This window comes from Alteromonas sp. ABE4_545 (assembly GCF_056161325.1).
On the sequence record NZ_JBSWYY010000009.1, the window covers coordinates 13,969 to 39,334 of the forward strand.

14 protein-coding genes and 2 pseudogenes are annotated in these 25,366 nt (G+C 45.4%); 5 read left to right on the forward strand and 11 right to left on the reverse strand.

Annotation, left to right across the window (positions count from 1 at the left end):
- Positions 1-40: 40 nt before the first annotated feature.
- A complete protein-coding gene (locus tag ACXAH6_RS10395) occupies positions 41-2,677 on the reverse strand; it encodes a TonB-dependent receptor plug domain-containing protein (RefSeq protein ID WP_474876602.1) in 2,637 nt (878 codons plus the stop codon).
- 475 nt (positions 2,678-3,152) lie between these two features.
- On the opposite strand from ACXAH6_RS10395, the gene ACXAH6_RS10400 reads away from it, so the two are divergent.
- Positions 3,153-4,154 (forward strand): LysR family transcriptional regulator, encoded by a 1,002-nt coding sequence (locus tag ACXAH6_RS10400; RefSeq protein WP_474876603.1) that lies wholly within the window; start codon positions 3,153-3,155, stop codon positions 4,152-4,154.
- A 19-nt stretch (positions 4,155-4,173) separates the two neighbouring features.
- Here the strand turns inward: ACXAH6_RS10400 and ACXAH6_RS10405 are convergent, their stop codons facing one another.
- From ACXAH6_RS10405 to ACXAH6_RS10425, 5 genes are all read right to left on the reverse strand, one after another.
- Entirely contained in the window at positions 4,174-4,869 is a 696-nt protein-coding gene (locus ACXAH6_RS10405; RefSeq protein ID WP_474876604.1) for an endonuclease/exonuclease/phosphatase family protein, read from the reverse strand.
- Positions 4,857-7,046, reverse strand: a complete 2,190-nt coding sequence (locus tag ACXAH6_RS10410; protein WP_474876605.1) for a VTT domain-containing protein — start codon at positions 7,044-7,046, stop codon at positions 4,857-4,859. The genes ACXAH6_RS10405 and ACXAH6_RS10410 overlap by 13 nt, the downstream gene beginning before the upstream one ends.
- Before the next feature lie 248 nt (positions 7,047-7,294).
- A complete protein-coding gene (locus ACXAH6_RS10415; protein ID WP_474876606.1) occupies positions 7,295-9,142 on the reverse strand; it encodes a monovalent cation:proton antiporter-2 (CPA2) family protein in 1,848 nt (615 codons plus the stop codon).
- A gap of 221 nt (positions 9,143-9,363) precedes the next feature.
- Positions 9,364-12,537: an efflux RND transporter permease subunit gene (locus tag ACXAH6_RS10420; protein WP_474876607.1), complete on the reverse strand. Its 3,174-nt coding sequence runs from the start codon at positions 12,535-12,537 to the stop codon at positions 9,364-9,366.
- 2 nt (positions 12,538-12,539) lie between these two features.
- Positions 12,540-13,769 carry an efflux RND transporter periplasmic adaptor subunit gene (locus ACXAH6_RS10425; RefSeq protein WP_474876608.1) on the reverse strand — a complete coding sequence of 410 codons (1,230 nt, stop codon included), beginning with the start codon at positions 13,767-13,769 and terminating at the stop codon, positions 12,540-12,542.
- A gap of 142 nt (positions 13,770-13,911) precedes the next feature.
- On the opposite strand from ACXAH6_RS10425, the gene ACXAH6_RS10430 reads away from it, so the two are divergent.
- Both ACXAH6_RS10430 and ACXAH6_RS10435 read left to right on the forward strand, forming a co-directional pair.
- Positions 13,912-14,925, forward strand: a complete 1,014-nt coding sequence (locus tag ACXAH6_RS10430) for a LysR family transcriptional regulator (protein WP_474876609.1) — start codon at positions 13,912-13,914, stop codon at positions 14,923-14,925.
- Positions 14,926-15,819: 894 nt separating this feature from the next.
- Positions 15,820-16,047, forward strand: coding sequence for a hypothetical protein (locus ACXAH6_RS10435; protein WP_474876775.1), 228 nt, complete (start codon positions 15,820-15,822; stop codon positions 16,045-16,047).
- Positions 16,048-16,076: 29 nt separating this feature from the next.
- Here the strand turns inward: ACXAH6_RS10435 and ACXAH6_RS10440 are convergent.
- A pseudogene (locus ACXAH6_RS10440) lies at positions 16,077-16,310 on the reverse strand (transposase); the annotation flags it as partial.
- A gap of 347 nt (positions 16,311-16,657) precedes the next feature.
- Positions 16,658-17,599 (reverse strand): hypothetical protein, encoded by a 942-nt coding sequence (locus ACXAH6_RS10445; protein ID WP_474876610.1) that lies wholly within the window; start codon positions 17,597-17,599, stop codon positions 16,658-16,660.
- Positions 17,600-17,838: 239 nt separating this feature from the next.
- Here ACXAH6_RS10445 and ACXAH6_RS10450 point away from each other — a divergent pair, with 239 nt between their 5' ends.
- Positions 17,839-22,563, forward strand: coding sequence for a polymorphic toxin-type HINT domain-containing protein (locus ACXAH6_RS10450; protein ID WP_474876611.1), 4,725 nt, complete (start codon positions 17,839-17,841; stop codon positions 22,561-22,563).
- Between the two features lie 11 nt (positions 22,564-22,574).
- On the forward strand, positions 22,575-23,183 hold the full coding sequence (locus ACXAH6_RS10455) for a hypothetical protein (protein ID WP_474876612.1): 609 nt from the start codon (positions 22,575-22,577) through the stop codon (positions 23,181-23,183).
- A 138-nt stretch (positions 23,184-23,321) separates the two neighbouring features.
- On the opposite strand, the gene ACXAH6_RS10460 is transcribed toward ACXAH6_RS10455, so the two are convergent.
- From ACXAH6_RS10460 to ACXAH6_RS10470, 3 genes and pseudogenes are all read right to left on the reverse strand, one after another.
- Positions 23,322-23,537 (reverse strand): hypothetical protein, encoded by a 216-nt coding sequence (locus ACXAH6_RS10460; protein ID WP_474876613.1) that lies wholly within the window; start codon positions 23,535-23,537, stop codon positions 23,322-23,324.
- A 160-nt stretch (positions 23,538-23,697) separates the two neighbouring features.
- Complete coding sequence (locus ACXAH6_RS10465) at positions 23,698-23,883, reverse strand: hypothetical protein (RefSeq protein WP_474876614.1); 186 nt, start codon at positions 23,881-23,883, stop codon at positions 23,698-23,700.
- 170 nt (positions 23,884-24,053) lie between these two features.
- Positions 24,054-25,214, reverse strand: a pseudogene (locus ACXAH6_RS10470) (IS30 family transposase).
- Positions 25,215-25,366: the final 152 nt, after the last annotated feature.

Sequence of the window (25,366 nt, forward strand, 5' to 3'; positions counted from 1 at the left end):
CTGGTCGGTGAATAGGTAACAACTACTAGTCATAAGGTGATTAGAAGGTTGCTACAAACTTCGCGTAGTAATATCCACCTTGCCAATCGACGATAGAGTCAGAGAGGTAAATACGACCACAGCAAGCGTCGCCCGCCATGTTGTCATTCACTTCATCTGGATATTCGTCGAAGATGTTACGTGCACCGGCTATCAGCGAGAGGTTTTCACTAATGAAGTAAGTTCCTTCCACGTCAAACTGATATTCAGCTCCAAACTTCTGAGTGGTTTCTAGGGTGTTGTCCAAGGTATTCTCGTATTCACCGTAGTAATTCATTCGCACTACTACTTGGAAGTCATCCATGGCGTGTTTAACAGAAACCACACCACGGGTTTCCGGTGTACCATTTTCAAAATCGAACTGGTTTTCTTCGTTGTAGTATTCACTGGGATCAGAATCGAACTCAGTGTTGTTGTAGTTAAATGATGCCGTAAAGGTGGTATCACCCATGGAAGATTCCATGTTGTAAGTTGCTACCACGTCTAACCCTTCGGTAACTGTGTCAAATGCGTTCTGGAAGAAGAACACACCACCGATGGTGTTCGCACCTACAACATTTGCAGACTCAAGCGCCAAATAGTTTTGGTAAGCTTGATAACCTTCTGCGTCTGGGTCGGTGACTACTGTGGTCGAAACGTCCATGGTAGATACTGCATTCACGCGGTCTTCTAGTTTGATGTTGTAGTAATCAATCGTTAGCGTGACATCGCCGTAATCCGCGGTCATCCCCAAGGTAAAGTTGGTTGATTTTTCGGGTTTGAGTGCTTCAGCACCTAAAGCCTGAGCTACCGCACTACTTGCAGGGAATAAGCCTGTTGCTACAGGGAAGCCATTCGGCAGTCGGGTTGAAACATTAGTGGTACCTTGCTGACCCGGCGTGGGGGCGCGGAAGCCTGTACCGAATGAACTTCTCAAACCGATTTCTTCGGTTAACTGATAGATACCCGCAACTTTGTAAACCAATTCAGAGCCAAAGTCTGAGTAGTCTTCATAGCGAATTGCTGCTTGAGCAAAAAGCTCGTCTGTAAGGTCGCCTGATATATCAGCGTATACCGCGTATGAATCACGCTCGTATGTACCAATATACTCGTCTGAGTATCCAGGGAAACCGTTTGAACCTACGCCAACAGCTGTATAAACAGGGTCAACACCTTCAAAACCGTCAACAGGCGTACCGTCTTCATTGGTAGCAGACGTGTAGTTTGCACAATTGAGCGTAGAACCATTGCTGATTACCGCTAACCCTGCGTCTGTTGTGCTGTAGTCGTCATTACAAAAATCATAAGGATCAGCAGAAGAATAAGGGCCTACGGCATACGATGCAGCGTCACCTTGAACAATTTCATATGACTCTTCCATGTAGCTTGCACCGAAGGCAAGAATGTAACTGGCTAGGTCATAGGTGAAGTCTGCTTGAAATTGCAATTCGTCGTTGATTAGGTCACCCGGGTGAAACTCAGTAGGAGAATCTGGACCCATTGACGGGTTAATGGTGTTTTTGAGGGTATAAGAGATTTCGTTGTAACCGTAACGACCACTAATGTCATAAGAAAGCGCATCAGCCATGCCTTTAACGCCACCGACTAACGAGTAGTCTGTTACGTCACCAAAGAAACGAGGTGTAAAACCACCAGGGAATTTCTCGATGGGGCTGTAGATAGAGCCGTCTTCTAAGCGAAGTTCTTCGATGGTGCCGTTGCCAGGGTATCGATAGAAGAAAGAACCGTCGCCTTCTGATTCCGAGTAGTTACCAAAGGCATAAAGTTCAGCATCGCCAGACAAAGCATACCCTGCGTTAACAAATATGCGAGTCCCGCTAGAGTTTGGCTGACCCCATGGTTGTACTTGCGATGAACCGTGGACCGATTGGGCCATGGCTTCAGCCGCAGCAATGTATTCTGCAGACTGGTCGTTTACACAAAACCAGCTTTCACAGTATTGCTCACCACGAAAAGTCGCTTCACTGTCTGCATACTCAGCAGAAATGCTGAGGAAGCCATCGTCTCCTAGTGCAAAGCCTTTGTTACCACTGAGAGTGAGCTGATCGCCATCACCTTCATAGTATTGGCCCCATTCGGCGCTAAACATACCGCCTTCTGTGTTGTTCTTGAGCTGGAAGTTAATTACCCCTGCAATGGCGTCTGAGCCGTATTGAGCTGCAGCGCCATCACGCAGTACTTCTACACTGGCGATAGCGGCAGTAGGGATAGTTGCCAAATCAGGGCCTTGTGTTCCAGACCCACCAATTGACACAAGCGCTGCGCGATGGCGGCGCTTAGAGTTCACAAGTACTAGCGTCTTATCTGTTGGCATACCACGCAATGTGGCAGGACGAATAAAGGTTCCACCGTCGGAAATAGGTTGACGAGAAAGAGAATAAGACGGCACCAAGGTTTTCATTACGTCGTTCATATCAGAAAAGGCAACCGCATTGAGATCGTCGGCACTCAGTACATCAACCGGTACAGGAGAACTGGTAACTGAACGAGGCGCTCCACGCGCGCCGACAACCGCGATTTTTTCAACAGACTCTTCTGCTTCGGCTTCTTGTGCCATGGCATGCGTAGCCCCTACCATAGACAACGTGTAACCGGCTAAACCGGTCAATATCGCTGCATTGAGCTTTTTTAATTTCATTGTGTGTTCCCTAAATTGCCTTTGTTATTTTTCGCGATAAGTTTGAGCAAAGGTTGAGTGTGTCTTTGCTCGATTAATCGCCCAATTTTGGCTCACACGAGCACCATCACGAGGCATATTGTTTTTGTATATTCGTTAATCGACGATGTCGGTGATAACGCTATAAAGACTAAAAAAGTTGGTTGGTCATGCGGAAGAAAAAAGAATATTGAGGGGTATAAGTAAAATATTGATCTAAGTTATAACTTTTTGTAATCGTTGGTTTTTTCAACCTATTTACGGCAGTAAAAAAAATAATTTATCGAACCTGTTTACAATAATTAAACAATTTCGAGGGGGATCAAGGTACTTTGTTGGTACAAAAAATGCTTATTTATCAGTGAGTAATACAAGAATAATAAAAACGCGGCAGGTGTAACCACAAAGTAACGATTCACAAGAATACATAAACTTGGCGTTATGTATTGGGAGGCACATGAACTCAAAACAACTCCAGTATTTTCTACTGACCGTACAAAAAGGGAGTATTGCGGCAGCAGCAAGGGAGTTAGACATTGCACAGCCAGCGATTAGTCAACAACTCGCTAACTTGGAACGAGAGGTGGGAGCAGGGCTTTTACAGCGCAGTTTTAAAGGTGTTTCACTGACCCCCGCAGGCCACCTTTTTATCAAACATGCGAAAAAGCTTATGGATGATATCAACCTTGCCAAGCTTGAACTACAACAGTTGGTTTCTGAGCAATCAGGGTTGGTGAAAGTGGGTATGTTGCCGTCTATTGGCAATGTGCTGTCGATGCCGCTGATTGCTGAAGTGAATAAGCGGCATGCCCAGCTTAAATTAGAAATCAGCACAGGGCCGTCTTATTCTGTGCGCGGTTGGCTTGAGTCTAACCAAATAGATATTGCGTTGACCTACGAGCAAGAGCTAGATTCTCGATTTATGAACAGTATGCCTCTTATTGAGGAGTTTATGTATTTGGTAGTGGGGGCTAACGAAGAAGCTGAGATTTATCACCAACTCAAAGAGCGCGACAGTATTTGTTTTTGGGAGCTGAGCCAATTTGAGCTTTTAATTCCAGGGATCAAAGATGCATTAGGGCAGTTCATCGCTAAGTACGAAGGCGAAACAGGTGTCGCGCTAAAACATGACAAGGCCTACTCGGGCCAACTAATGACCGGGCTACGGCAAGTCATGCAGGGTGAAGGATTAATGATTCTACCTTCATCAGCAATGTACCATTTGGAAGAAAGTGGTGTGGTGAAATCGATCAAAATTATTCAACCGGAAATGAAACGAATGGTGTTGGCGGCTACCAACAATACCCGTTCTTTATCAGACCCTGTGGTACGCATGTTGGGCGTGTTGAAAAAAGTCACCGCTGCCGAACAGGCTTTGGACAACTGGCGCGGTGAACTTCTCGATCCATATGAAAATTCGCGTCATTTAGAAGCAAAGTCTCCCTTTTTTATGAAATAACGCAGATACATCGAGTATGTCACGTGTCGAGGTCGAGTACGATAGGGAGGTGATCTGAGAATTTTCTCATCCCTTTATCTCGCCATTTTTGACATTGCTTAATGGGCAGGTTCGGTGAGGTCCAGAGTCTATCGAGCTTGAACAGCGGAAAGTAACTCGGGAATGTCGCCCCCACATTGTGCTGTGTTAACTGATTATTGAGCGACGCAAAGAGATGTGGCAAAGGACGCCATTCATTGAGATCGCCGGCCAACACCAGTGACGTTTGCGACTCTTGCTGGTGGCGAGTCACCACTTCACTGATGCGCGCTATTTGCTTGGCCCGTTCATATGCTTTGAGGCCGGCATGTACATTCACAACGCTAAGTAATCCGGCAGGACTGTCTATCAGCACCTGTTGAATGTTTCTTGGTTCTCGATCGGCCACGCTATTGTCGTCGATCAAACACTCTTGAACTGGAAAGCGAGACAGTACTGCATTACCAAACCACCCCGCCTGCTGATGAACCGTAGGGGCTGCTGTCATGGTAAATCTGTCGGTACACAAATCTTCAATGTCTGTAGCTATATCGCGCTCTGGTGGACGAGTATCCATTTCTTGCAATAACACGATATCGGCACCGATCTTGCGGAGAAAACCGCCGATTCGACGGTAATCTTGTTGCTTGTCGGTACCTATGCCACTGTGCAAATTGTACGAAACTATGCGACACATTCTTCCGCTTTCTCCTGCTTGCGTTTTTGATAGAACTTAGCGAATTTTTGAGAGCCGTAAATCATCAGCCCCCAGAGCACAATGCCTCCGGTTAAATAGCCCACGGTCTCCGGCGAAGGGTGGCGAAATATTTGGGTAATAGAGTCGCCCACCAACCCTTTTGCAATCATTGGTGGAAACATGCCTAAAAACGTACCTGCGAGAAATTGGCCAATACTAATTGACGAAATACCCGCAACCAGATTCACAAGGCTAAACGGCGCAATTGGCAGCATGCGAATTGCAGCAACGCCTACAATGCCACTGTTTTTGAGTTTTTCATCAACGGCTTCCACTTTTGGGCCGGCTAATTTACGCATGCCGGCGTTGCCCATTAATTTGCCAACGCCAAATAAACATGCAGAGCTGAGTAATGCCCCCATAATGCCGTAGATTGGCCCCCAAATTGGGCCAAAGATGGCGGCGACAGCAAGCGACATGACGGTGACGGGTAAGAATAAAAAGCCGCCAACCAGATAAACGATCAGAACCGTTGGAAGAGCGAAATAAGTACCCCGACTTTTTTCCATAAACGCGTTGATGTGTTCAGAGCTTAACCAAGATACAGATGTACTTGCCCATACCAGCAAGGCTGCAATAACGGCCACAACGAGTACGCCAATACTGATCATGATCGAGCGGCGACGAGGATTGCGCACTGGCGTTAGTTCGCCGTTAAGGTTAGGTACGCTAATGAGTGGTTCTTCTGGGTCAGATAGCGACCGAAACACATTATTGCTCGATTGTTTGGTAAACACCTCATCATGTACTTCAGTGAGCACGTAACCGTGAGCTAACTGATTTTCCATCAGTGATTTCACGGGTGTCGACGAGGCCATGAGCGTTTGAGTATCATCCAAGGTTCTCCCCGTGTGTTCAGCAAGCAGGTCATCGCGTGTTGTTACGATATACTGGCGGTTTTGCTCGCTATTGCCGTATAACACCATGTCGATCTCGGTATCGAGGGTCATCGAACGGTTACTCAAATTCGATGAACCAATGACCAAATACTTATCATCAATGGTCATCACTTTAGAATGGATTCGTTTATAGGCGCGACGTCCTTTCATATCTTCAATAGACGAATAAGTCATGGCGACACGTTGTGGGTCGATACCCGCTTCCAATTGAGATTTAAAGGCGATACGGCTTGCCCAAAAAGCTTCTCGTTCAAAAGTGCCTTTAGGCTCAAACGAACTCACTATTACCACATTGAGGTCGGGGCATTGATGCATGCGTTGGTTCAACGCCTCAGCAATTTCTTGTCGAGCAGTAAATTGGTTTTCTATATAAATAACGCGTTCAGCTTGTGCGATAAGGTCAAGCAGCATGTGCCTGACTTCCTGTGCGGGTTCTGCGTCATCCATAGACGGGATAGTGCGGGCAAGGGCACACTGCACGTTTTCAAATTGTGGCGGATAGTCTTGTGGCCACGCGTCGGGTACGGGGGCATCTATATCGCATTGGGCCGACTCACGAATATCAATAGGGGCCTCATTGGCAACACGTAGCCAGCGCCAGCGAACTAATTCGCTAAAAGCTCGCACAATAGGGCCGGCAGAAACAATCTGCACGTCATGTAGCGGGCCATATTCGCCATCAGGACCGTTGCGTTCTTCACTCACGACTGGATGATCTCGGGTATCCCAACGGTTTGTCGCGATATCCATGCCCCCAGAGAAAACCAGTTCATCGTCGATAACAATGATCTTTTGATGTTGGCTTCCACCCATCGGAATGGTGTCATCAAGTTCAGTTTGAACATTGTCGGGGGTTTTTTCATCCCATACTTCTTTTGCCCACATTTCTCGTTGAGAGAAAAACGCCAATGATGAATCCCAGCGCAACAGATAAATATTGATATCCGGGTTTTGCTCAGCTTTCCACGCGAGTAAATCACTCACCACACTCGGAGCTTGAGCCTGCTTTTCATCTTCGCCTCGCAATAAACGAATACGCGAATCGATATCCCAGCCAACAATAAAAATACTGTGTTTTGCTTTGAGAATGGCACTGTGTAAGGCTTTATAGTAGTTACCACAATCAATTAATGGCGTGGCATATGACGCTTCGCTGCTCACCCAACAATTTTCGCCCTCAGTAAAAATGGCGTGTTGATTCGATGTAGTGTTTGACATGCTGACCTCCCGACGCTTCGTCTTGTTGTCCCTCAGTCTCTCGCTCTCATACTGTGGCGATAATCCTGGGTTGGCTTCAAACGTAGATAAACGAATACTTAGAGGTAGCAGAAAGCGTTCCAGTTGTTTTTCTTGTAAAATTATTTAATTAAAACAATTGGTTATTTGTTTTTGTTTTGATGGGAACAATAACAGTCAGGCTGGTTGTGGTAAAAATAACAAGCCTGACTAGTAGGAATTACAAAGGGTTATTGTTTGGGTGTTTGCGGGGCTGGTGGCGAACAAGCGCCGAGTTGTTGTTCGGCCACATTGTCTTGTTCCAGCACTTGTTTTAAATCCTGCATACGCTGTTTTACGGCAATACCGTAAGACTGGTCATCACCCCACACTTGAGACAATACCTTGAGAGATTCCACATCGTGATTTCGGAATAAACGACCAGCCCGCTCAGCATCTTTTTTTGAGTTGCCCAACAATTGAAGCACATCTACGCCTAAGTGAAGTGCCGAGTCGAAGGTTTCGCGGTTAAATGCGTCCACATTGAGCTTCATTACTTCGTATGTATGGCGGCGGTCTCTGGTTCTCACAACCAACTTTAAGTTGGGGTAGTATTTTTGTGCAATTCGAATGATTTCGAGGCATTTGTCTGCGTTATCTATGGCAATGACCAATAACTGAGCCTCGTTTGCTCCAGCGGCGTCGAGTAATTCCTTACGAGCGGCGTCACCGTAATAAACCTTACTGTTACCAAAACGGCGTAGCAGATCGATTTGTGATGGGCTGTGATCCAAAATACTCAAGTCGTAGCCTTGTGCCGTGAGCAATCGGCCAATGATTTGGCCAAACCTACCATAACCAGCAATGATCACATGGCGAGCGGCGTGAACATTTTGCAGCGCATCGTAATCGGGGGCGGTAGCTGGGCGCTTGCGGTCGTATACCTCGTACAGCATTAAGAGTATTGGTGTGACCAACATAGAAATCGCCACAATTAACGTAATAATACTGGCTTGAGCCGGCGACACAATTCCCAGTTGTTTTGTCATAGTGAGTAAAACAAAAGCAAACTCCCCACCTTGAGCCAAAGCAATCGCGAACAGCAGGCGTTGTTTCTGGGTGATATCAAAAATTTTGGCAAGGGCGAGCAATACGCCTGCTTTTAGCGCAATTAACCCAGCTACACAGACGATCACAACAAGTGCGTGTTCGGCTAACAATGCAAAATTGATAGAAGCGCCTACCGCAACAAAAAACAACCCAAGGAGTAATCCTTTAAAGGGTTCAATGTCTGCTTCTAGTTCGTGTCTGAATTCACTTTCTGCAAGTACAACACCGGCTAAAAACGTGCCCAAAGCTGGTGATAAGCCAACGGTTTGCATCACAAGTGCAATAGCGATAACCAAAAATAACGCAAATACCGTGAATATTTCGCGCATACGCGTTTCGGCAATGTAGCGAAAAATCGGCATCGATATGTATTTGCCTGCAATCACAATACTCAAAATAGCGCCGCTAGATGCAAGCACTTTAGCCCAAGCTGGCCAATGTTCTACCAGTGAATGAGTTGCGTCTGTTGCCGTTGACGCTGGTCCAAAAGCGAGCAGCGGGAGCAATGCAAGCATCGGGATGACGGCGATGTCTTGAAATAACAAAACTGAAAAACTGTTTTGGCCTGCTTCAAGCTTTAGCCAACCTTTTTCCTCTAGGCTTTGTAAAACAATAGCCGTTGATGACAGCGACAACATGGCGCCAATTGCCAATGCGACTTCCCAACGCAACTGAAAGGCCCAATGAACAACAGCAAATAACAGCAGTGTCGTTACTACAACCTGCAAGCCTCCCAATCCCACAATGGAGTGCCGTAAGCGCCATAATCGTGAAGGATGAAGCTCAAGGCCGACTAAAAACAGCATCATTACCACGCCAAACTCGGAGAAGTGCATGACTTCGGTTTGATCTCCCACCATGCCCAATAAAAAAGGCCCAATAAGTATGCCAGCAAGTAGGTAACCGAGTACCGACCCCAGACCTAAACGTTTAGCAATGGGAACGGCAATCAGGGCGGCTGCGAGATAGATCAGTGCTTTCTCTAGCATTGGAAGTGTAATCTCCTTGATGTGATAGGTGACGAAAGAAAAGCTGGGGTTGAGAGTTAATAATAGAAGGAATTTTTGACAATAAATCAATAAAAAAGCGGCGTAAGACGCCGCAAAACGGGATGGTATCCATACCAAGTGCATAGGAATAAAAAAAGGTCTCGACGGTTGCTATTACACAGGTTGCCGAGGGTGTCCGACGAGACCTTATAAACGGGAAATTATGATTCAGTCACGACTGCATTCGATGTGGTCGTAGGATTATGTTTCGCAGCGCGCTTACGTCTTACCAAGTGATAAAACACTGGGGTTAAGATAAGCCCAAACACGGTCACGCCGATCATGCCGGAGAACACCGCCACACCCATCGCTTGACGCATTTCTGCACCCGCACCAGTCGAGAACACCATTGGCACTACGCCCATGATGAACGCGATAGACGTCATCAAAATAGGGCGCAACCGCAAGCGACACGCTTCTTTGATTGCAGCCATAACCGACATGCCTCGTTCTTCGAGCTCTTTGGCAAACTCGACGATCAAAATGGCGTTTTTCGTGGCGAGTCCAACCAATACAATAAAGCCGATTTGAGTGAAGATGTTATTGTCTCCACCATATAAGAGCACGCCTGTCATTGCCGACAACAAGGTCATGGGTACAATGAGAATGATTGAGAGCGGCAAACTTAAGCTTTCGTATTGAGCCGCCAATACCATAAACACCAACAGCACAACCAGAGGGAATACCAAGAGCGTGGCGTCACCCGCCAAAATTTGCTGATAAGTAAGCTCTGTCCATTCGTACGTCATACCGATAGGCAGTGTTTCGTCCAAGATTTTTTCAATGGCTGCACGTGCTTGACCTGAACTGTAACCTGGCGCTGGCGCACCATTAACTTCAGCAGTCGGGTAGCCATTGTAATGCATCACTCGGTCAGGGCCGGCACTGTGTTCGACACTTAGGAATGAACCCAATGGGATCATATCGCCTTGCTGATTACGCACTTTCATTTGGGCAATTTGCTCAGGTTCCTGACGGAATACTTCATCTGCTTGAACGTTCACCTGATAGGTACGACCAAATTGATTGAAGTCATTCACGTAAATTGACCCTAAATAAGCCTGCATCGTCGTGAATACCTCGTCGACAGAGACGCCTTGGCTCATCGCTTTGGTGCGGTCTAGCTCAATATCCACTTGCGGTACGTTCACTTGGAAGCTGGTAAAGCTGCCAGTTAACTCAGGTGCTGCCCACGCCTTTTGAATAACTGTTTGGGTGACTTGAAACAGCTCTTCATACCCCAAGCTACCTTTGTCTTGAATTTGTAACCTAAAGCCTCCAATGGTACCCAACCCTTGTACCGGTGGAGGTGGGAATATGGCGATAAAGGCATCTTGAATAGATGCAAATTGCATGTTCAATTGGCCTGCGATAGCGTTCGCCGTGAGTTCTGGCGTAGTGCGCTCTTCGAAAGGCTTTAAACTTGCGAAAACAATGCCGCTACTGGGGCTGTTGGTAAAACCGTTGATGCTCAACCCCGGGAATGCAATGGCGTGGTCAACACCTGGGTGTTGCAATGCAATGTCTGACATTTGACGCATTACAGACTCAGTACGGTCAAGTGACGACGCATCGGGCAATTGCGCAAAAGCAACGAGGTACATTTTATCCTGACCGGGAACATAGCCTGTCGGCGTGGTTTGGAATTGGTGCCAAGTTAATCCTAACAATCCCGCATACAAAACCAGAATAATGCTGCTCATTCGGACCAGCTTTCCTACACCATTGGTGTAAGCTTCGCCAGCGCGATTAAATAGGCGGTTGAAAGGGGCAAAAAGCCACTTGCCAAACAGACCATCAATAGCTTTGGTCAACCAGTCTTTCTTCTCACTTGGGGCACGCAATAGCAGAGCGGACAGGGCCGGACTTAACGTGAGTGAGTTGAACGCCGAGATAACAGTAGAGATGGTAATGGTTAACGCAAATTGCTTATAAAACTGACCCGTTAATCCCGACATAAAGGCGGTGGGAATAAACACAGCTCCCAGTACTAAGGTGGTCGCGATAATGGGGCCAGTCACTTCTGTCATGGCTTTTTTAGTGGCTTCAAAAGGGCTTAAACCTTCATGAATATTACGTTCGACGTTTTCTACCACTACAATCGCGTCGTCGACAACAATACCGATGGCGAGTACTAACCCGAACAGTGACAAGGCGTTCAGTGAGAACCCCATCAATTGCATGATGGCGAAAGTCCCGACCAAAGAAATAGGAACCGCGACCAAGGGGATAATAGAAGCGCGCCACGTTTGTAAGAACAGCACTACCACGAGTACAACTAGCAAAATTGCTTCAAAGAGGGTGTTAATAACGGCCTCGATCGAGCCTCTTACAAACACGGTCGGGTCGTACACAATGCTGTAATCAACGCCTTCGGGGAAGGTTTGCTTTAACCGCGCCATAGTGGCCCGTACGTCATCTGAAATTTGAATTGCATTGGAGCCGGGGGCTTGGAAAACCGGAATAGCCACGGCAGGGTCATTGTCTAACAGTGAACGCAATGCATAATTGTCGGCACCGAGTTCTACACGGCCCACATCACGCAATCGCGAAACTTCACCATTGTCACCCACTTTAATAATGATGTCAGCGAACTCTTCTTCATCGATAAGGCGGCCTTTGACATTAATCAGTAATTGAAAATCTGAATTGCCAGTTGGTTGAGCGCCTAGACTTCCCGCCGCTGCTTGTTGGTTTTGCGCTTGGATCGCCGCCACAATGTCACTGGGGTTCAACCCGAGAGCCGCGACTTTATTGGGGTCCAACCAAACACGCATGCTGTACTCGCCAGCACCAAACAAACGCACACTGCCTACGCCGTTTATACGCGCCAACTCATCTTTAACAAATTGGCTGGCATAATTAGACAAATACAGCATGTCGTACCGTCTGTCAGGCGACGTTAAATGCACCACCATTGTTAAGTCGGGCGACGACTTTTCTGTTACCACACCTAAGCGTTGTACTTCTTGTGGCAAGCGTGACAAAGCGCGGTTAACACGGTTTTGCACCAGCGTTGTCGCGTCGTCAGGGTCGGTGCCAATGGCAAAGGTTAACGTTAATGTCATACGACCGTCTGATGTGGCTTGAGATGACATATACAACATGTCTTCAACGCCATTAATTTCCTGCTCCAATGGAGAGGCAACGGTTTCAGCAATGACTTTGGGGTTAGCACCGGGGTAATTAGCTGTAACCACCACAGTGGGCGGCACAACTTCAGGGTATTCGGTAATGGGCAGTTGCCATACCGAGATTGCCCCTGCGATAAAAAACAATAATGACAGCACACCCGCAAAGATCGGGCGGCGGATGAAAAATTGGGGAAAGCCCATTATTAAATGTCTCCTGCTGCAGCGCGAGTGCGAGTCACTGCTGCGGTATCTTGTGTGCGTTGCTGTTGCGTTAAGCGATGTAGAGCCTGAAGTTCAGCGAGCGTATTGTCACTGGCCATGTTGACAATTTGAGGAGCAACTTGTGCACCTGGACGAACGCGTTGTAAACCATTAACAACAATACGTTCGTTACCGCTAAGCCCTTTAGTGATCACGCGTAAGCCAGCAATTTTTTGACCTAATTCCACGGCGCGGTATTGCACTTTGTTCTCGTCATCAAGCACGAGTACAAACTTGTTATTGAGGTCAGTACCAATGGCCTTATCGTCGATCAGAATACCGGTATACGCTTCACCACCGTTTAAACGGATGCGAGCGAACAAGCCCGGAATAAAGGCGCCGTTTTCGTTGTTAAACACGGCACGTGCGCGAATGGTGCCAGTAGAGCCGTTTATTTGGTTATCGAGGAAGTCGATTTCTCCTTGGTGTGGGAAGTCACTCTCGTTGATCAAACCCATCATGACTAAGGTATGCTGTTCTGTTTGTTGATGAGCACTTTGCATATAGCGCAAGTAAGCCTGTTCATCAGCGTCAAAATAGGCAAATACTTTGTCTGTCGATACGATGGTGGTCAGCAGGGTATCACCTGCGTTTACATAGTTACCTCGGGTGATAAGCGCGCGAGAAACTCGTCCAGAGATGGGCGCTTCAACTCGGGTATAGCTGAGTTGTAATTTCGCCAGCTCAAGGGCAGATTCAACCGAGCGAATATTCGCGCTGGCTTGTTGCCATTCAGCTTGGCGGTTATCTAATATCTCTTGCGAAATTGCGGCGTGACTGGCCAGTGACTGAGCGCGAGTGTACTCAGATTTTGCCAGTGTAAAACGACTTTGTGCTTGCTCTAAGTCTGCTTCTAAGCCCTGAACTTCAGCGCGAAGTGCTCGGTCGTCAATTTCAAATAAAAGATCACCGGCGTTGACCTGTGAGCCTTCACTAAAGTTAACGTGCTCGATATATCCTGAAACACGAGGGCGCAACGATACGGTTTGAGGAGCTTCTAAACGACCCGTAAATGTTTTCCATTCACTAATGGGTTGATTCACTACTTCTGCCACCGAGACTTGCGGTGCCATTTGTGTTGGTGCACTTGCTTGTTGCTCATTGCCACAAGCCACCAACATGCTCATTGTTGAAAATAATAATACAGCTTTTAGTTGTTGAATGGGTTTCATGGCGGTTTCCTCAGCTATCCATTTTTTGACGAAGTGAAGTATGCGCGCCAATAATCAATAAAAAAAATTATTAGTTAATATGAGTCATATCACAAAATATGATGTATAGTTGTTTAACATACAAACAACAGTGAGAAAGGTTATGCGCCATCAGGAAATGAATTTGCTGGTTATTTTTGATGCCATTATGACGGAAGGGTCAATTACACGAGCCGCCGACCGCTTAGCGATGACACAACCCGCGGTGTCTAACGCATTATCTCGTATGCGGGTAGCCTGGAAAGACGAACTGTTTGTTAAGGATGGACGCGGAATTCAACCCACAGTGTTCGCGCAAAATATTTGGATGCAAGTGAAAGAGCCGCTTCGTCAATTAGAAGACGCGGTTGACCCGACAAACTTTGACCCAAAAAAAGCGCGTCGCACCTTCCGTATTGCTGCAAAAGACATATTTGTGGATATGGCGTGGGTAGAGTTGCGTAAAATTATCGAGAAGGAAGCGCCGAATATCAATATTCACGCCATTCCCAATACAATTTCTAACCATGAACAGCTGTTAAATGATGCTGAAGTTGATCTCGTCCTTGGTGCCTTGCCCACGTTATCTAGCGTGATACGCAGTCAATATCTGATGACACCTCGCTTTGCTTGTGTGATGCGTAAAGATCACCCATTGGCCAAAGAGGAACTGACCCTCGAAGGCTTTATTGCCGCTGATCACCTGCTTATTTCTGCGTCGGGCGATACCACGGGAATTACTGAGGTTGCTTTAGCAGAGTTGGGTATTTCACGTCGTATTGCGATGACAGTTAATCACTATCGAGCATTGGTGCCTTTGCTCAAACAAACGGATTTGATTGCCGTGGTGCCGTCAATGGCGGTGGAGCAAGAATTACTAAATGATGAACTTGCAGTATATGAAACCCCGGTTGAGTTACCACCGGTACAAATCATGGCGCTATGGCACAAACGCCAAGATAATGATGCAGGGTTAGCATGGCTGCGCAATATTCTCACCGGTATTATTCGCGACTACGCTGAAAAGCACCACGCCGAATTACAACGTTGTTGTCGCAAAGGTCGTTGTAATGAACAAAAAGTGGTGGAACTACAGCAAGCGCAATTTAAGGTGGGCAATACACCACGCTCTGCGTAAGTCGAACTCTCAGGTCAGAGTCTTTATGATTAATTCAACTTTACTGACTCGTATAAGCTCTGACCGGCCTCAAGTAGGGGGAGGGCTGCTTTAGACAAAGACGTTCAACGCCCGCTTAAGTTGCGCCGAAACAAAGAGATTTTGGCGTCAGACTGCGAGCGTTTTATTGACGTATCTTTTTAATTGTACTAGCTCAGACTTGATCTGACAGTTACCCAGTTTTTCTGGTGTCAGCGTCAGATTAGATTTGAGCTAAATTCTTCTCAGCTTTGAGTGCTTTAGCAATAAAGCTTCCAAAACTTTCTCCTCGTAAACTTCATAATTTTTTGAATCCATAAGTGCAGACGTTATCAGTTTTTGCACATTATCGTCCCCATTTTCTTCTCTACAAAGCCCCGCATCCATCATAAAACGGTCTAAACCATAGATTCGATATGTATATCTTCCTTTGGGGGGGCATTCTATACAGTTTTCCAACGACAATGACCTCTAAATGCTCACCATAGCTATCGAAATGCGGGTGCACTATTTTATAGGCAGCCGAATTCATTGGAAATCTTACTCTACTTTCTCTATCTAATACTCGAGTGTCACGCTTTTCATTATTACAATCAGGGCATGTAAGACATAAATTCTTTGGCTCAAACATGAAGTTAGGGGGCGTAGATTTTGAAATAATATGTTCGGCATCCCAAGCTCTATTGCTATTCACCACTATGGACTTTTTGATGCTCTTAGCGTTATTAGATCCAAAAGTTGGTATCAGCAGGCTCAGCGAATCAAATGATGGTGCTGTAGTAATACATGACAAAAATGGTAACTCAGGTGAGCTACATGCTGACGATTACCATCTGGTAATTTGACAATTAATAGTATTGGAAAAAAGGTAGCAGAATGAACACTTTTTCATACATCGAAAAGCGCCTAATTGAGTTAGGCCAAGAACGAAAAGCAAGGCTAGATCACGCTTCAAGTGGTGAAGAAAAATCAGTGATTAACTCGTTTTACACTGGCGCTAAAAATGAACTTGAGTTACTGCGTGATGAACTAATGAATCACGTTACCCCTGTTGATGATGAAATGCCGGAAAATAACGTTATCAACCGTTCAGAAATGAGTTGATCGAATCTTGGAAAACAAATGACAACAGCTTCCTTGAATATGTCTCGTTCCATCGTAACGCGTTTCAACTCAGCACGAAGGCGACGGAGTTCGGCAGCCTGCTCATCATCCTGCTTCCGTTGGCTAGCTGGTTTATCGTAACGCTTCACCCAATCTGACAGGGACTTGTAACTGATACCTAGACGTTCAGCCACAGAGGACAAAGTATGGCCTTGCTCAACAGCCTGGATTTTAAATTCTTCTGGGTAGCGTTTTCCACTCATTAGTAACACCTCATAGTTTATGTAATTATAAAGCTATAGAGTGTCGGGGAACTTGGGGCTTACCACTACACAACCATCTAACAAACCCAACCAGCTATCATCGACAGTGCAGTACATCCATAACCAGCAGGGAGCTTACAACCTAAAGCACACCTTTAAAGCTTCGGGATTTAGTTGTATACGAACAACCACGGTACCTATCAGAATCCTGAAGATTAGTAGCATATTTAACTAACATATGATGGTAAATAAACTCGCTTAATTCTAAAATCCTCCCCCTTTTATATCCCTCTATGTGTGAAAAAGGGGCATCAAGCCCCGACTCAATTAAAAGTGCATAGGTATCGCTAGTTTTTATTCTCAACCGTTTTGCGGTTACCAGCCTCATCGTAGGTATAATCTTCACGCAAAACGTTATCTTCATACACCCTTTCCAGCCGCCCCAAAGCGTTATATTCATACTTCACTGTCGAACCTGAATTCGGTAGTTTGAAAGTACCTGAATTGTTGATAGCCAAATTACTAGTACCTACAATGGAGATGCCGTGCACATAGATTGACTCACCTGCAAATTGGTTAACTTTGTCTGCTGGAATTTTTAGGTCATATCTGTATGCGGTTGCGGAAGTACCACATGCATTGGCTATAGCCGAACTACTAGTAAGGTTTGCTGTACCGGTCGCGACGTGAGTACCACCGCTTCCCGCTCCACCACCAGCATAAACATGAACATCAATCGATTTAGTGAAATATTTCTGGCACGCCCAACCTCTGACGTAGTAGTCATTCCCTGATTTTGTTAGAACATCGATATTTCCTACAATCTGGCTGGTCGGAATATCTGGGAAACTGTAGGTACCAGACCTAGCTAACAAACTATTGCCAGAACCAATAGTAGAAATACCGTGAATATAGATCGATTTACCGCGATGTTTGTAAGTATCTGCGATGGGAACGATCAAATTGAAACGGTTTTTGAAATGGCTGTTGCTACACGCGTTAGCAACGCCTTGTTCTGAGTTGAGGTTCGCTTGTATAGCGCGATACAAAGTCCCTACGCCAGCTCTCCCATCCAATATAATGTGTACTCTAATTGATTCGTTGCGTTCTGTTTGGCAAGCCCAGCCTCGAATTCGGAAATTCTCATAATCACTGGGAGGTGCATCGATGTGGCCTTTCACGGAACTCGCAGCAGTTGCGGACGTCATCCCAAATGCTAAGGCTGAACAAACACCAACCAAGTACATGGAAGTATGAAATAAGTTTGAAATTATTCCTTTTCTTTTCATAGTAACAGTCCTTGTCGTTACATAATTCTCGTTATAGGAAGTGCAAACAGAGAAACAAACTAATTCTCGAAGTGTAGATTGCGACTGTAGAGCGAATACAAAATCTTGTCAAAGAAAAGTGAATATTTTGTGGATTTATCAATAGTGTGATGTTAATTGTAGTATAGGAAAAGACTTATACCATGTAGACAGTAAGTACGATGCACGGTCCTCATATGGACCACTATCAAGGAAGACAAATGAGAGCGATTAAATTAGCCCTGCACTATGCAGCGGTTGCCATCACTGTTTTGTTGGGGACGCCTGCGGTTTCGGCGCAGGAATACAACTTCGACGAATTGCCCGTACTATCACTTCGACCGGATTTCAACGGAGTTGATGCGACTTCCGGTAGTTATACAACGGCATCGCCATTGGGATTCAATGTGCCTGGCGCCGGCCACCTTAACGCGAATACCACGTTTAACGGCCGAAAGAATCATTACTCGTTCACTGTTTACTTGGATGATTCAACTTACCGTCCTGGTTATAGTGCGTATCTCAGCGATCGCCATGTACGCGTTCATGTTAACGGAAAAGATCGCCTTTTTACCTGTCAGGACCAAGGTGTGTGTGAGCAAGATGTAAAGCCGGATGGGTCGATTTTAAATCGACTGAGTCGTCACAACTACGTGTATACCAGTGCTGATGGCACTACATATACATTTTTTCCTACATTGGAAAATGTAGTAGCGTATTGTAATGATATTGACGGTGAAGACGGCTGTAATGCTGCTGAATACAGTGCTTACGCCTATGTCCAAACTATCTTATACCCCAACGGTGAAAAACTCACTTACAACACTTATAGCACTACCAAAACCGTTGGTGGTCAAAAATATGTGGTGGACTCTATCACCAGTAATTTAGGCTACAACCTGAGTATCGAGTCTTCCGTCAGCAGTTCTTTTTCACCGTCTTCTACTGCCGGTTACAACTGGTTCCGGTACCGTAATCTATCTGCTTCCACAGGAACCAGTACACGTAACATCAAGATGTACAAAGGTAGTACTTTGTTAGATACGTTAACAGAAACCACTGTCGTCAGTACAGGTTCACCCAAAACAATAAGCATTACACAATCTGATGATGAAGGGCGCACTTACTCCATAGACTTTCAAGGTGGTTCGGTACAGCGGTGTGGCTACACTGCGGGAGGGATTCCCGGCTCTGATTTAAGTTTCTCTTTCATGTACCTAACAGATCATACTCCTATGCAGCCCGTGTCAGTCGTTTCTCCGGCGGGAGTCGTGACTCAAATCAACTACCACATGCAAAATGCTTCACAATGGAAATATATGGAAAGTGCGGGAATCGGTACATCTATCCCCGTTAAATCAATTGTTCGAGGGGGGAAAACTTGGAAGTATGACAATGTAGATGAATCCAAAACACTGACCAGCCCGTTGAACAAATCGCGAAAAGTGGAATACGACTGGGTTAACAATGGATATGATTACGGTTCAACTAATAGTTGTCCAACCGGGTACGTCAACACAAAACTGACTCTTTATAAAGACGAGTTGAATCGAACAACCACCAATACCTACCAAGTAAATAACTTACTTGATATCGCTAGGACACCAGAGCAAAACGGATATCATTACGATTACGACGCTCGGGGAAACCTGTCCAAAATCACCCAGCTGCCTAAACCCGGCAGTGCAGAGTCAAACCGGGTTATCTTTCAAGCGTCATACCCTATTAGTTGCAGTAACCCTAAAATCTGCAACAAACCAACCTGGGTGAAAGACGGCCGTGGATTGCAGACAAACTACAGCTATAGTAGTACTCACGGTGGAGTGCTTACAGTCACAGCTCCGGCTGTAAATGGTGTGCGCCCTGTGACCACATACAGTTATACCAGTTACAACACCGGGAATGGCACTATTTGGCGCCAGACTGGTATGTCTATGTGTACTGAAGGCGTTAATTGTGGCGGTACAGCCAAGGAAATTAAGACCACTACGGTTTTCTGGGAGAAAACTTTCTTACCTAAAACGGTGACTATTGCTGCCGGAAATGGCAGTTTGTCGGGGGTCCGAACTTACACACGCAATAATGCAGGTCTTGTCACCCATGACAAAGATGAAGATGGCAATACGACCTACTACTATTACGATAGCATCGGTCGTAACACCGGCGAAATTTCTGCCGACCCCGATGGTTCTGGCTCATTACCGCGTTTGGCTAAACGCACAACGTATAACGATGACAGCCAAATAACAAAAATTGAAAGTGGCACTGCGACGGGCACGGCACAGTCTAATCTGGATAATATGTCCGTCACAATGTATGTGCAGTACAGCTATGATGCATTGGGAAGAAAAATACAGGATAAAGTTGTTGCAGGCGGTGCTAATGCCAATGTCACTCAGTACTCATACGACGCCTGGAACCGAACGGTGTGCACGGCGCAACGAATGAACATGAATTCGTTACCCAGTGACGCATGTTCACTGGGTAACGAAGGTAATTATGGGAAAGATCGGATCACTAAGAATGTGTATGACGATGCTGGTCAGCTTACCCAAATTATTAAGGCCTATGGAACATCACTCGAACAAACGTATCAGGTTAATACTTACACCGATAATGGAAAGTTGGAGTATATCACTGATGCCAACGACAACACAGCCAAGCTAGCCTACGACGGCTACGATCGCCTGACGCATTGGTACTTTCCCAGTAAAACTAAAGGGGCTCTGTCCGAGTCGACAACAGACTACGAAAAGTACGGTTACGATGGGAATGATAATAGAACTAGTTGGCGTAAGCGTGACGGGAATACACTGACTTTTGGATACGATAGCCTCAATCGTATGGCATGGAAAAAAGTTCCGGCAAGCTCTGGTATTGCTGCTGTGCATACGCAAGATGTGTACTATGGTTATGACAACCGTGGACTGGAGTTATACGCTCGGTATGGATCGTCAACAGGAGAAGGCATTTCTACTACATATGACATCTTCGGAAATGCGCTTACGTCGACCATAAATCTAAATAGTATTTCCCGGACACTCACTTCAACATACAGTAAAACAGGTTTCCGTAAAACCCTGAAGCACCCCGACAATCATACGTTCACTTACACCCCTGATTACATCTATCGCGTTAAAAGTATTACACATAGTACAGCCGGCACACTAGCCGCCTACAGTTATGATTCGAAGGGGCGATTGGATAAACTGACTGGCGGGATCACTTCAGACTACGATTTTTTCAATAGCGGTCGATTGTCTAAATTGACACATAACTTGGCTGGTACAACTTACGACAATACCTATCAATACTCATATAACCCGGCTAACCAAGTAGTCAATCTGACCTCGTCGAAAACAGCCTTCGCTCCCAATATTGGACAAACTGATACATCCTACAGCGTTAATGGCCTCAACCAATATACGACCGTGAGTGGTAAAGGGTTTTCTTATGACACCAAAGGTAACCTGACGAATGATGGCACGCTAAAATATTATTTTGATCAAGAAAATCGTTTAGTTAAAACCACTACAACATCTGGAGCGGTGAAAGGGGAATACTGGTATGACCCTCATGGTAAGTTGTATAAGTCTAAAAGTGGTAGCACAACAACATACTGGTTATTTGATGGCGATGAGCTCGTTGCTGATTACACCAATTCCTCTACTTCACCAGCAAATCGTTATGTTCATGGATGCAGTATAGATGATCCCATTGCATGGTTCACAGGTGCCAGTGTCACTTCGAGCAACCGTCGACATTTGCGTGCGAATCATCAAGGCAGTATTGTCGTTATATCCAATTCTTCAGGCAATACAATTGATACACAGCGCTACGACAACTGGGGATGGCCAGAGTCAACTCCTAGTATAAAGTTTGGTTATACTGGCCAAATTTGGTTGGCAGAGGCGAATTTGTGGTACTACAAAGCACGGATTTATCATCCAAAGCTAGGGCGATTCCTTCAAACTGACCCTGTGGGCTATGAAGACCAGATGAATCTTTATGCTTATGTTGCAAATGACCCAGTCAATAACACTGACCCTACAGGCAAATTCCTTAACTTTGTTGTTAGCTACGTAGCAAATGTGGCGGTTGAAGCGGCGATTCAGTATGCAACGACTGGAGAAGTAGATGTTGGTGCCGCGATGACTGATGCAGCTGTTGGTATGGTTAATCCTGCGAAAATGGTGCAAAGGGCGGGTAAGCTTGCCAATATTATGAACAAGGGATGTAGCTTTAGTCCTGAGACCCAAATTTTAACGAAGGATGGCTATAAAACCATTGTCGAAATAGAAGTGGGAGACATCGTACTTTCTAAGAGTGATGAATCAGGTGAAGTTAGTTGGCGCGAGGTGACTGATACCTTCAAGGACTGGCACGAAGAAACAATTACTTTTAGTGTTGTTGACGAAAACGGTGTTGAAGAAACGATTACCACAACAGCGGAGCATCCGTTTTATGTGGACGGTCAAGGTTGGTTACCTGCTGGAGAACTAGCCTCTGGAACTGTGGTTTCTGGGCCTAAATCTGAAAACGATATTAGTATTGTTGGTATTCACGTTAATAAGGAACCTCAGTATGCTTACAACCTCACTGTGGATACGGACCATACTTATTTTGTCGGCAAGACAAATATGTGGGTTCATAATGCATGCACTTATCTTGTACCCGGAAGTAGAACTTCATCTGGAAAAGATTATATTGGGCAAACTAAAGCCGATTCCCCAGATTTACGTTCGGGTAATGGAAAAGACGGACGAATGAGAGAAGCGGGTGACATCACCACCGATATGGGTGAGGCTTCATCAAAAGAACTTAGAATCCAAGAACAGAAAGAAATGAATGCTCGTGGCGGAGTTGATAATCTCGACAATAAGATAAACTCTGTAAAAGAAGCAGATTGGGAAAAGTATGGTATCCCACCGCCGGAAAAAAAATGAGGATTTAAAGTTTGAAAAACGTAGATGAGTTAGTAGTCAATCTGACTCACTTGATGAACCATAAGGACAAAGTTCCTGAGGAAGGTTTCATCGAGTTAATGGGCAAGATACTTGGAAACAACCCATCATTGGGGTGGGAACTTGGTCCTTCCCCGGAGAAAGATGAGATCGATGTACTGTCGATATCGACTGGTGATGATGATGAATTTTATGAAATTCGTGATATGGACATTTTTCCAATAGATGGCAGTGGGTGGCAGATCGTTTTAGGGGTGCCTCCTCGGAACTGGGAAATGTTTTTCTTTATTTCATCTGAATCTAATGAAGAGATTGAAGTTGATGCAAATAATTGGTTGTATTCTGCGACATGGACAGATAATTGTGTCGATATTGAAATGTCAGGCCCAAGACAAGATTTAATCGACAAAGGCATTATAGATGACGCATTGAGGGTCGTGCTGGTCGGTGAGATTGGCGAATTGAACTTGCGATCATTTGTTCGAAGTTTTAAATTTTTTGACGGTCACATAGATGAAAGATTTAAATCGATAAAGAGCTTGCGAAAAGACTTTTCCAGTCATTTTGATAGTTGTTTTTATAGAACTTTTTTGGTTTCGTAAATTGAGATTACGTTCCATATTAATTGATTCAACTTTCTTGAATCCAAAGCCTCGCTCGTGCGGGGCTTTGTTGTCGAAACCGAACTTGCTCTGGCGGACTTTGCATTTAATGGCTTAGGTCGCTGTTACTCAAGCGACCTAAGCCATCTCACCAAATTTCATTTCAAGCACAACTTGCATGAGCTTTGCTCTATCCGAGGGAGTGTTGAAGTGGCTCTTAGGTGTTTTTGATTCCAGAATGGGGATATGTGTATTAAGCCATTCTTCTCTGAGCACAGGATCATCGATCAGGTCGGCTATTTCTGCCTCTAAAGCTTCGACTGTCACTTCAGGCTTGCTGTCACGTTGATCCATTTCTGTTCCCAATTACTCGTTAAGCGTGTCGTAAGTGTAGCAGCTAAAATAGGCTGAAATGAACAATGGCCGACACTAATCGACGATAGTCATTTTGCATCGCGAAGGCCATCTACGCGTTCTACAGGTACGATAAACACTTTTTGATTACTAACAGTCATCAGTTGTTGCTATTCAGATAGTGATTACCGGCAGTAAACACAAAATGAGTACCAGACGCTACACCGATTTGCTCCAGTAAAATTGACATTGTGGTCCAGACAAATCGGGTTAATAGTCCATGCTTTTTGGGTTGATGGTTCAGTTGAAGCGGATTTTGCAAATAGCCGGGAAATAGATCTTTCATACCCTTGCTCATTGCTCATCCATACTGATCATTTATGCTCACGTTGAGGTTACAATATCGATAGCTCGATAGCCAGAAATTGTACTTCTAAGCTGATGAACTAAGGCTTACAAATCGCTTATTGTTGCCGCAGGCCATCTAGGGTTTTAGGTCCGCTATACGTTGTGAGTTCAATCGATGGCTGCAACACACTGATTAAATCTCTGAGCTGGTGTTTCATAGTCTAACGTCTTTCTCGGCCTTTCGTTGAGTTGTCTGGCGACGCTACTAAGCTTTTGTTGACTGTGTACTGATAAGTCAGTGCTTTTAGGAAAATACTGTCTCAATAGCCTATTGGTATTTTCATTTGAACCGCGTTGCCAGGGAGAATGAGGATCACAGAGATATACTTTGATGTCAGTCGCCAGCGTGAACTGCCTGTGGTCTTTGATTTCCCTGCCTCTATCCCATGTGAGGGATTTATATAATTCGCTTGGTAGTTTTTGGGCTTGTTTAATCAGAGCAGCAATAACCGTAGATGACTTACTATCTTCTACTTTGGCGAGCATTACATAACGAGAATGGCGCTCGACAAGAGTTGCGATATAGCTGTTCTATGAGCCGCATATCAGGTCGCCTTCCCAATGCCCAGGCACGGCTCTATCCTCGACGGAAGCTGGGCGTTCACTGATTGATAAAGCATCTGTAATTTGGCCTAAGCCTCGACCTTTTAGCGTTGATGCGCGAGACTTTCGAACAGCTCTTTTCGTTCTTAAGCACCGTTGCAGCTCTTTCTTCAACGCTCCACGCGTCTGGATGAACAGTGTTTTATAGATGGTTTCGTGGGACACGTACATTTCCTGATTATCGGGATATTGTCGCTTTAACCAACCCGAAATTTGCTGTGGTGACCATGCTCTTTTAAGCTTAACAGCTATCAGTTTACACAACTCTGGCGCACCGATTAACTTACATGGCTTAGGTCTTAGTGCTTCGTCCCATGCTCGTTGATCTGCTTTGACGGCACGGTAGCCATTTAAACCGCCATTTCTTTTTATCTCTCTGCTGATTGTTGATGGTGCTCTAGACAAACGTCTGGCAATTTCCCGAATGGATTGTTTACTGACTAAGCAACGCGATATCTCTTCTCTCTCATAAAGCGAGAGGGACTGTGGATGTCTTTTTCGTTCTGGTGGCCGAAACCCACCAGTTTGATAGATGGTTGGCATAATCGAAGAATGAAAGCGATCAAACATTCTAGCGATATCATGTAGCGAATCGCCTCGCTTATACCTGTCCCAAATAAGTGCTTTTTGTTCGGGTGAATAATAAATACGTTTTCTTCGGTTCATGGCAACATTCCTCCTTAAATAAGGATAGCGTTGCATTCACCAGTTGAACTCAAGGTACACAGCCGTCTTTCACATTAGAGGCCCAATACGATATCAAGGTACACAGAACTTATTACTTGAAAGAGCTAAGTTACTGCAAAGAATCGTGTCGG

Bases quoted from the DNA above. Each gene is read 5' to 3' on its own strand.
- ACXAH6_RS10395 (WP_474876602.1), bottom strand. From the start codon at position 2,677: ATGAAATTAAAAAAGCTCAATGCAGCGATATTGACCGGTTTAGCCGGT.
- ACXAH6_RS10400 (WP_474876603.1), top strand. From the start codon at position 3,153: ATGAACTCAAAACAACTCCAGTATTTTCTACTGACCGTACAAAAAGGG.
- ACXAH6_RS10405 (WP_474876604.1), bottom strand. From the start codon at position 4,869: ATGTGTCGCATAGTTTCGTACAATTTGCACAGTGGCATAGGTACCGAC.
- ACXAH6_RS10410 (WP_474876605.1), bottom strand. From the start codon at position 7,046: ATGTCAAACACTACATCGAATCAACACGCCATTTTTACTGAGGGCGAA.
- ACXAH6_RS10415 (WP_474876606.1), bottom strand. From the start codon at position 9,142: ATGCTAGAGAAAGCACTGATCTATCTCGCAGCCGCCCTGATTGCCGTT.
- ACXAH6_RS10420 (WP_474876607.1), bottom strand. From the start codon at position 12,537: ATGGGCTTTCCCCAATTTTTCATCCGCCGCCCGATCTTTGCGGGTGTG.
- ACXAH6_RS10425 (WP_474876608.1), bottom strand. From the start codon at position 13,769: ATGAAACCCATTCAACAACTAAAAGCTGTATTATTATTTTCAACAATG.
- ACXAH6_RS10430 (WP_474876609.1), top strand. From the start codon at position 13,912: ATGCGCCATCAGGAAATGAATTTGCTGGTTATTTTTGATGCCATTATG.
- ACXAH6_RS10435 (WP_474876775.1), top strand. From the start codon at position 15,820: ATGAACACTTTTTCATACATCGAAAAGCGCCTAATTGAGTTAGGCCAA.
- ACXAH6_RS10445 (WP_474876610.1), bottom strand. From the start codon at position 17,599: ATGAAAAGAAAAGGAATAATTTCAAACTTATTTCATACTTCCATGTAC.
- ACXAH6_RS10450 (WP_474876611.1), top strand. From the start codon at position 17,839: ATGAGAGCGATTAAATTAGCCCTGCACTATGCAGCGGTTGCCATCACT.
- ACXAH6_RS10460 (WP_474876613.1), bottom strand. From the start codon at position 23,537: ATGGATCAACGTGACAGCAAGCCTGAAGTGACAGTCGAAGCTTTAGAG.
- ACXAH6_RS10465 (WP_474876614.1), bottom strand. From the start codon at position 23,883: ATGAAAGATCTATTTCCCGGCTATTTGCAAAATCCGCTTCAACTGAAC.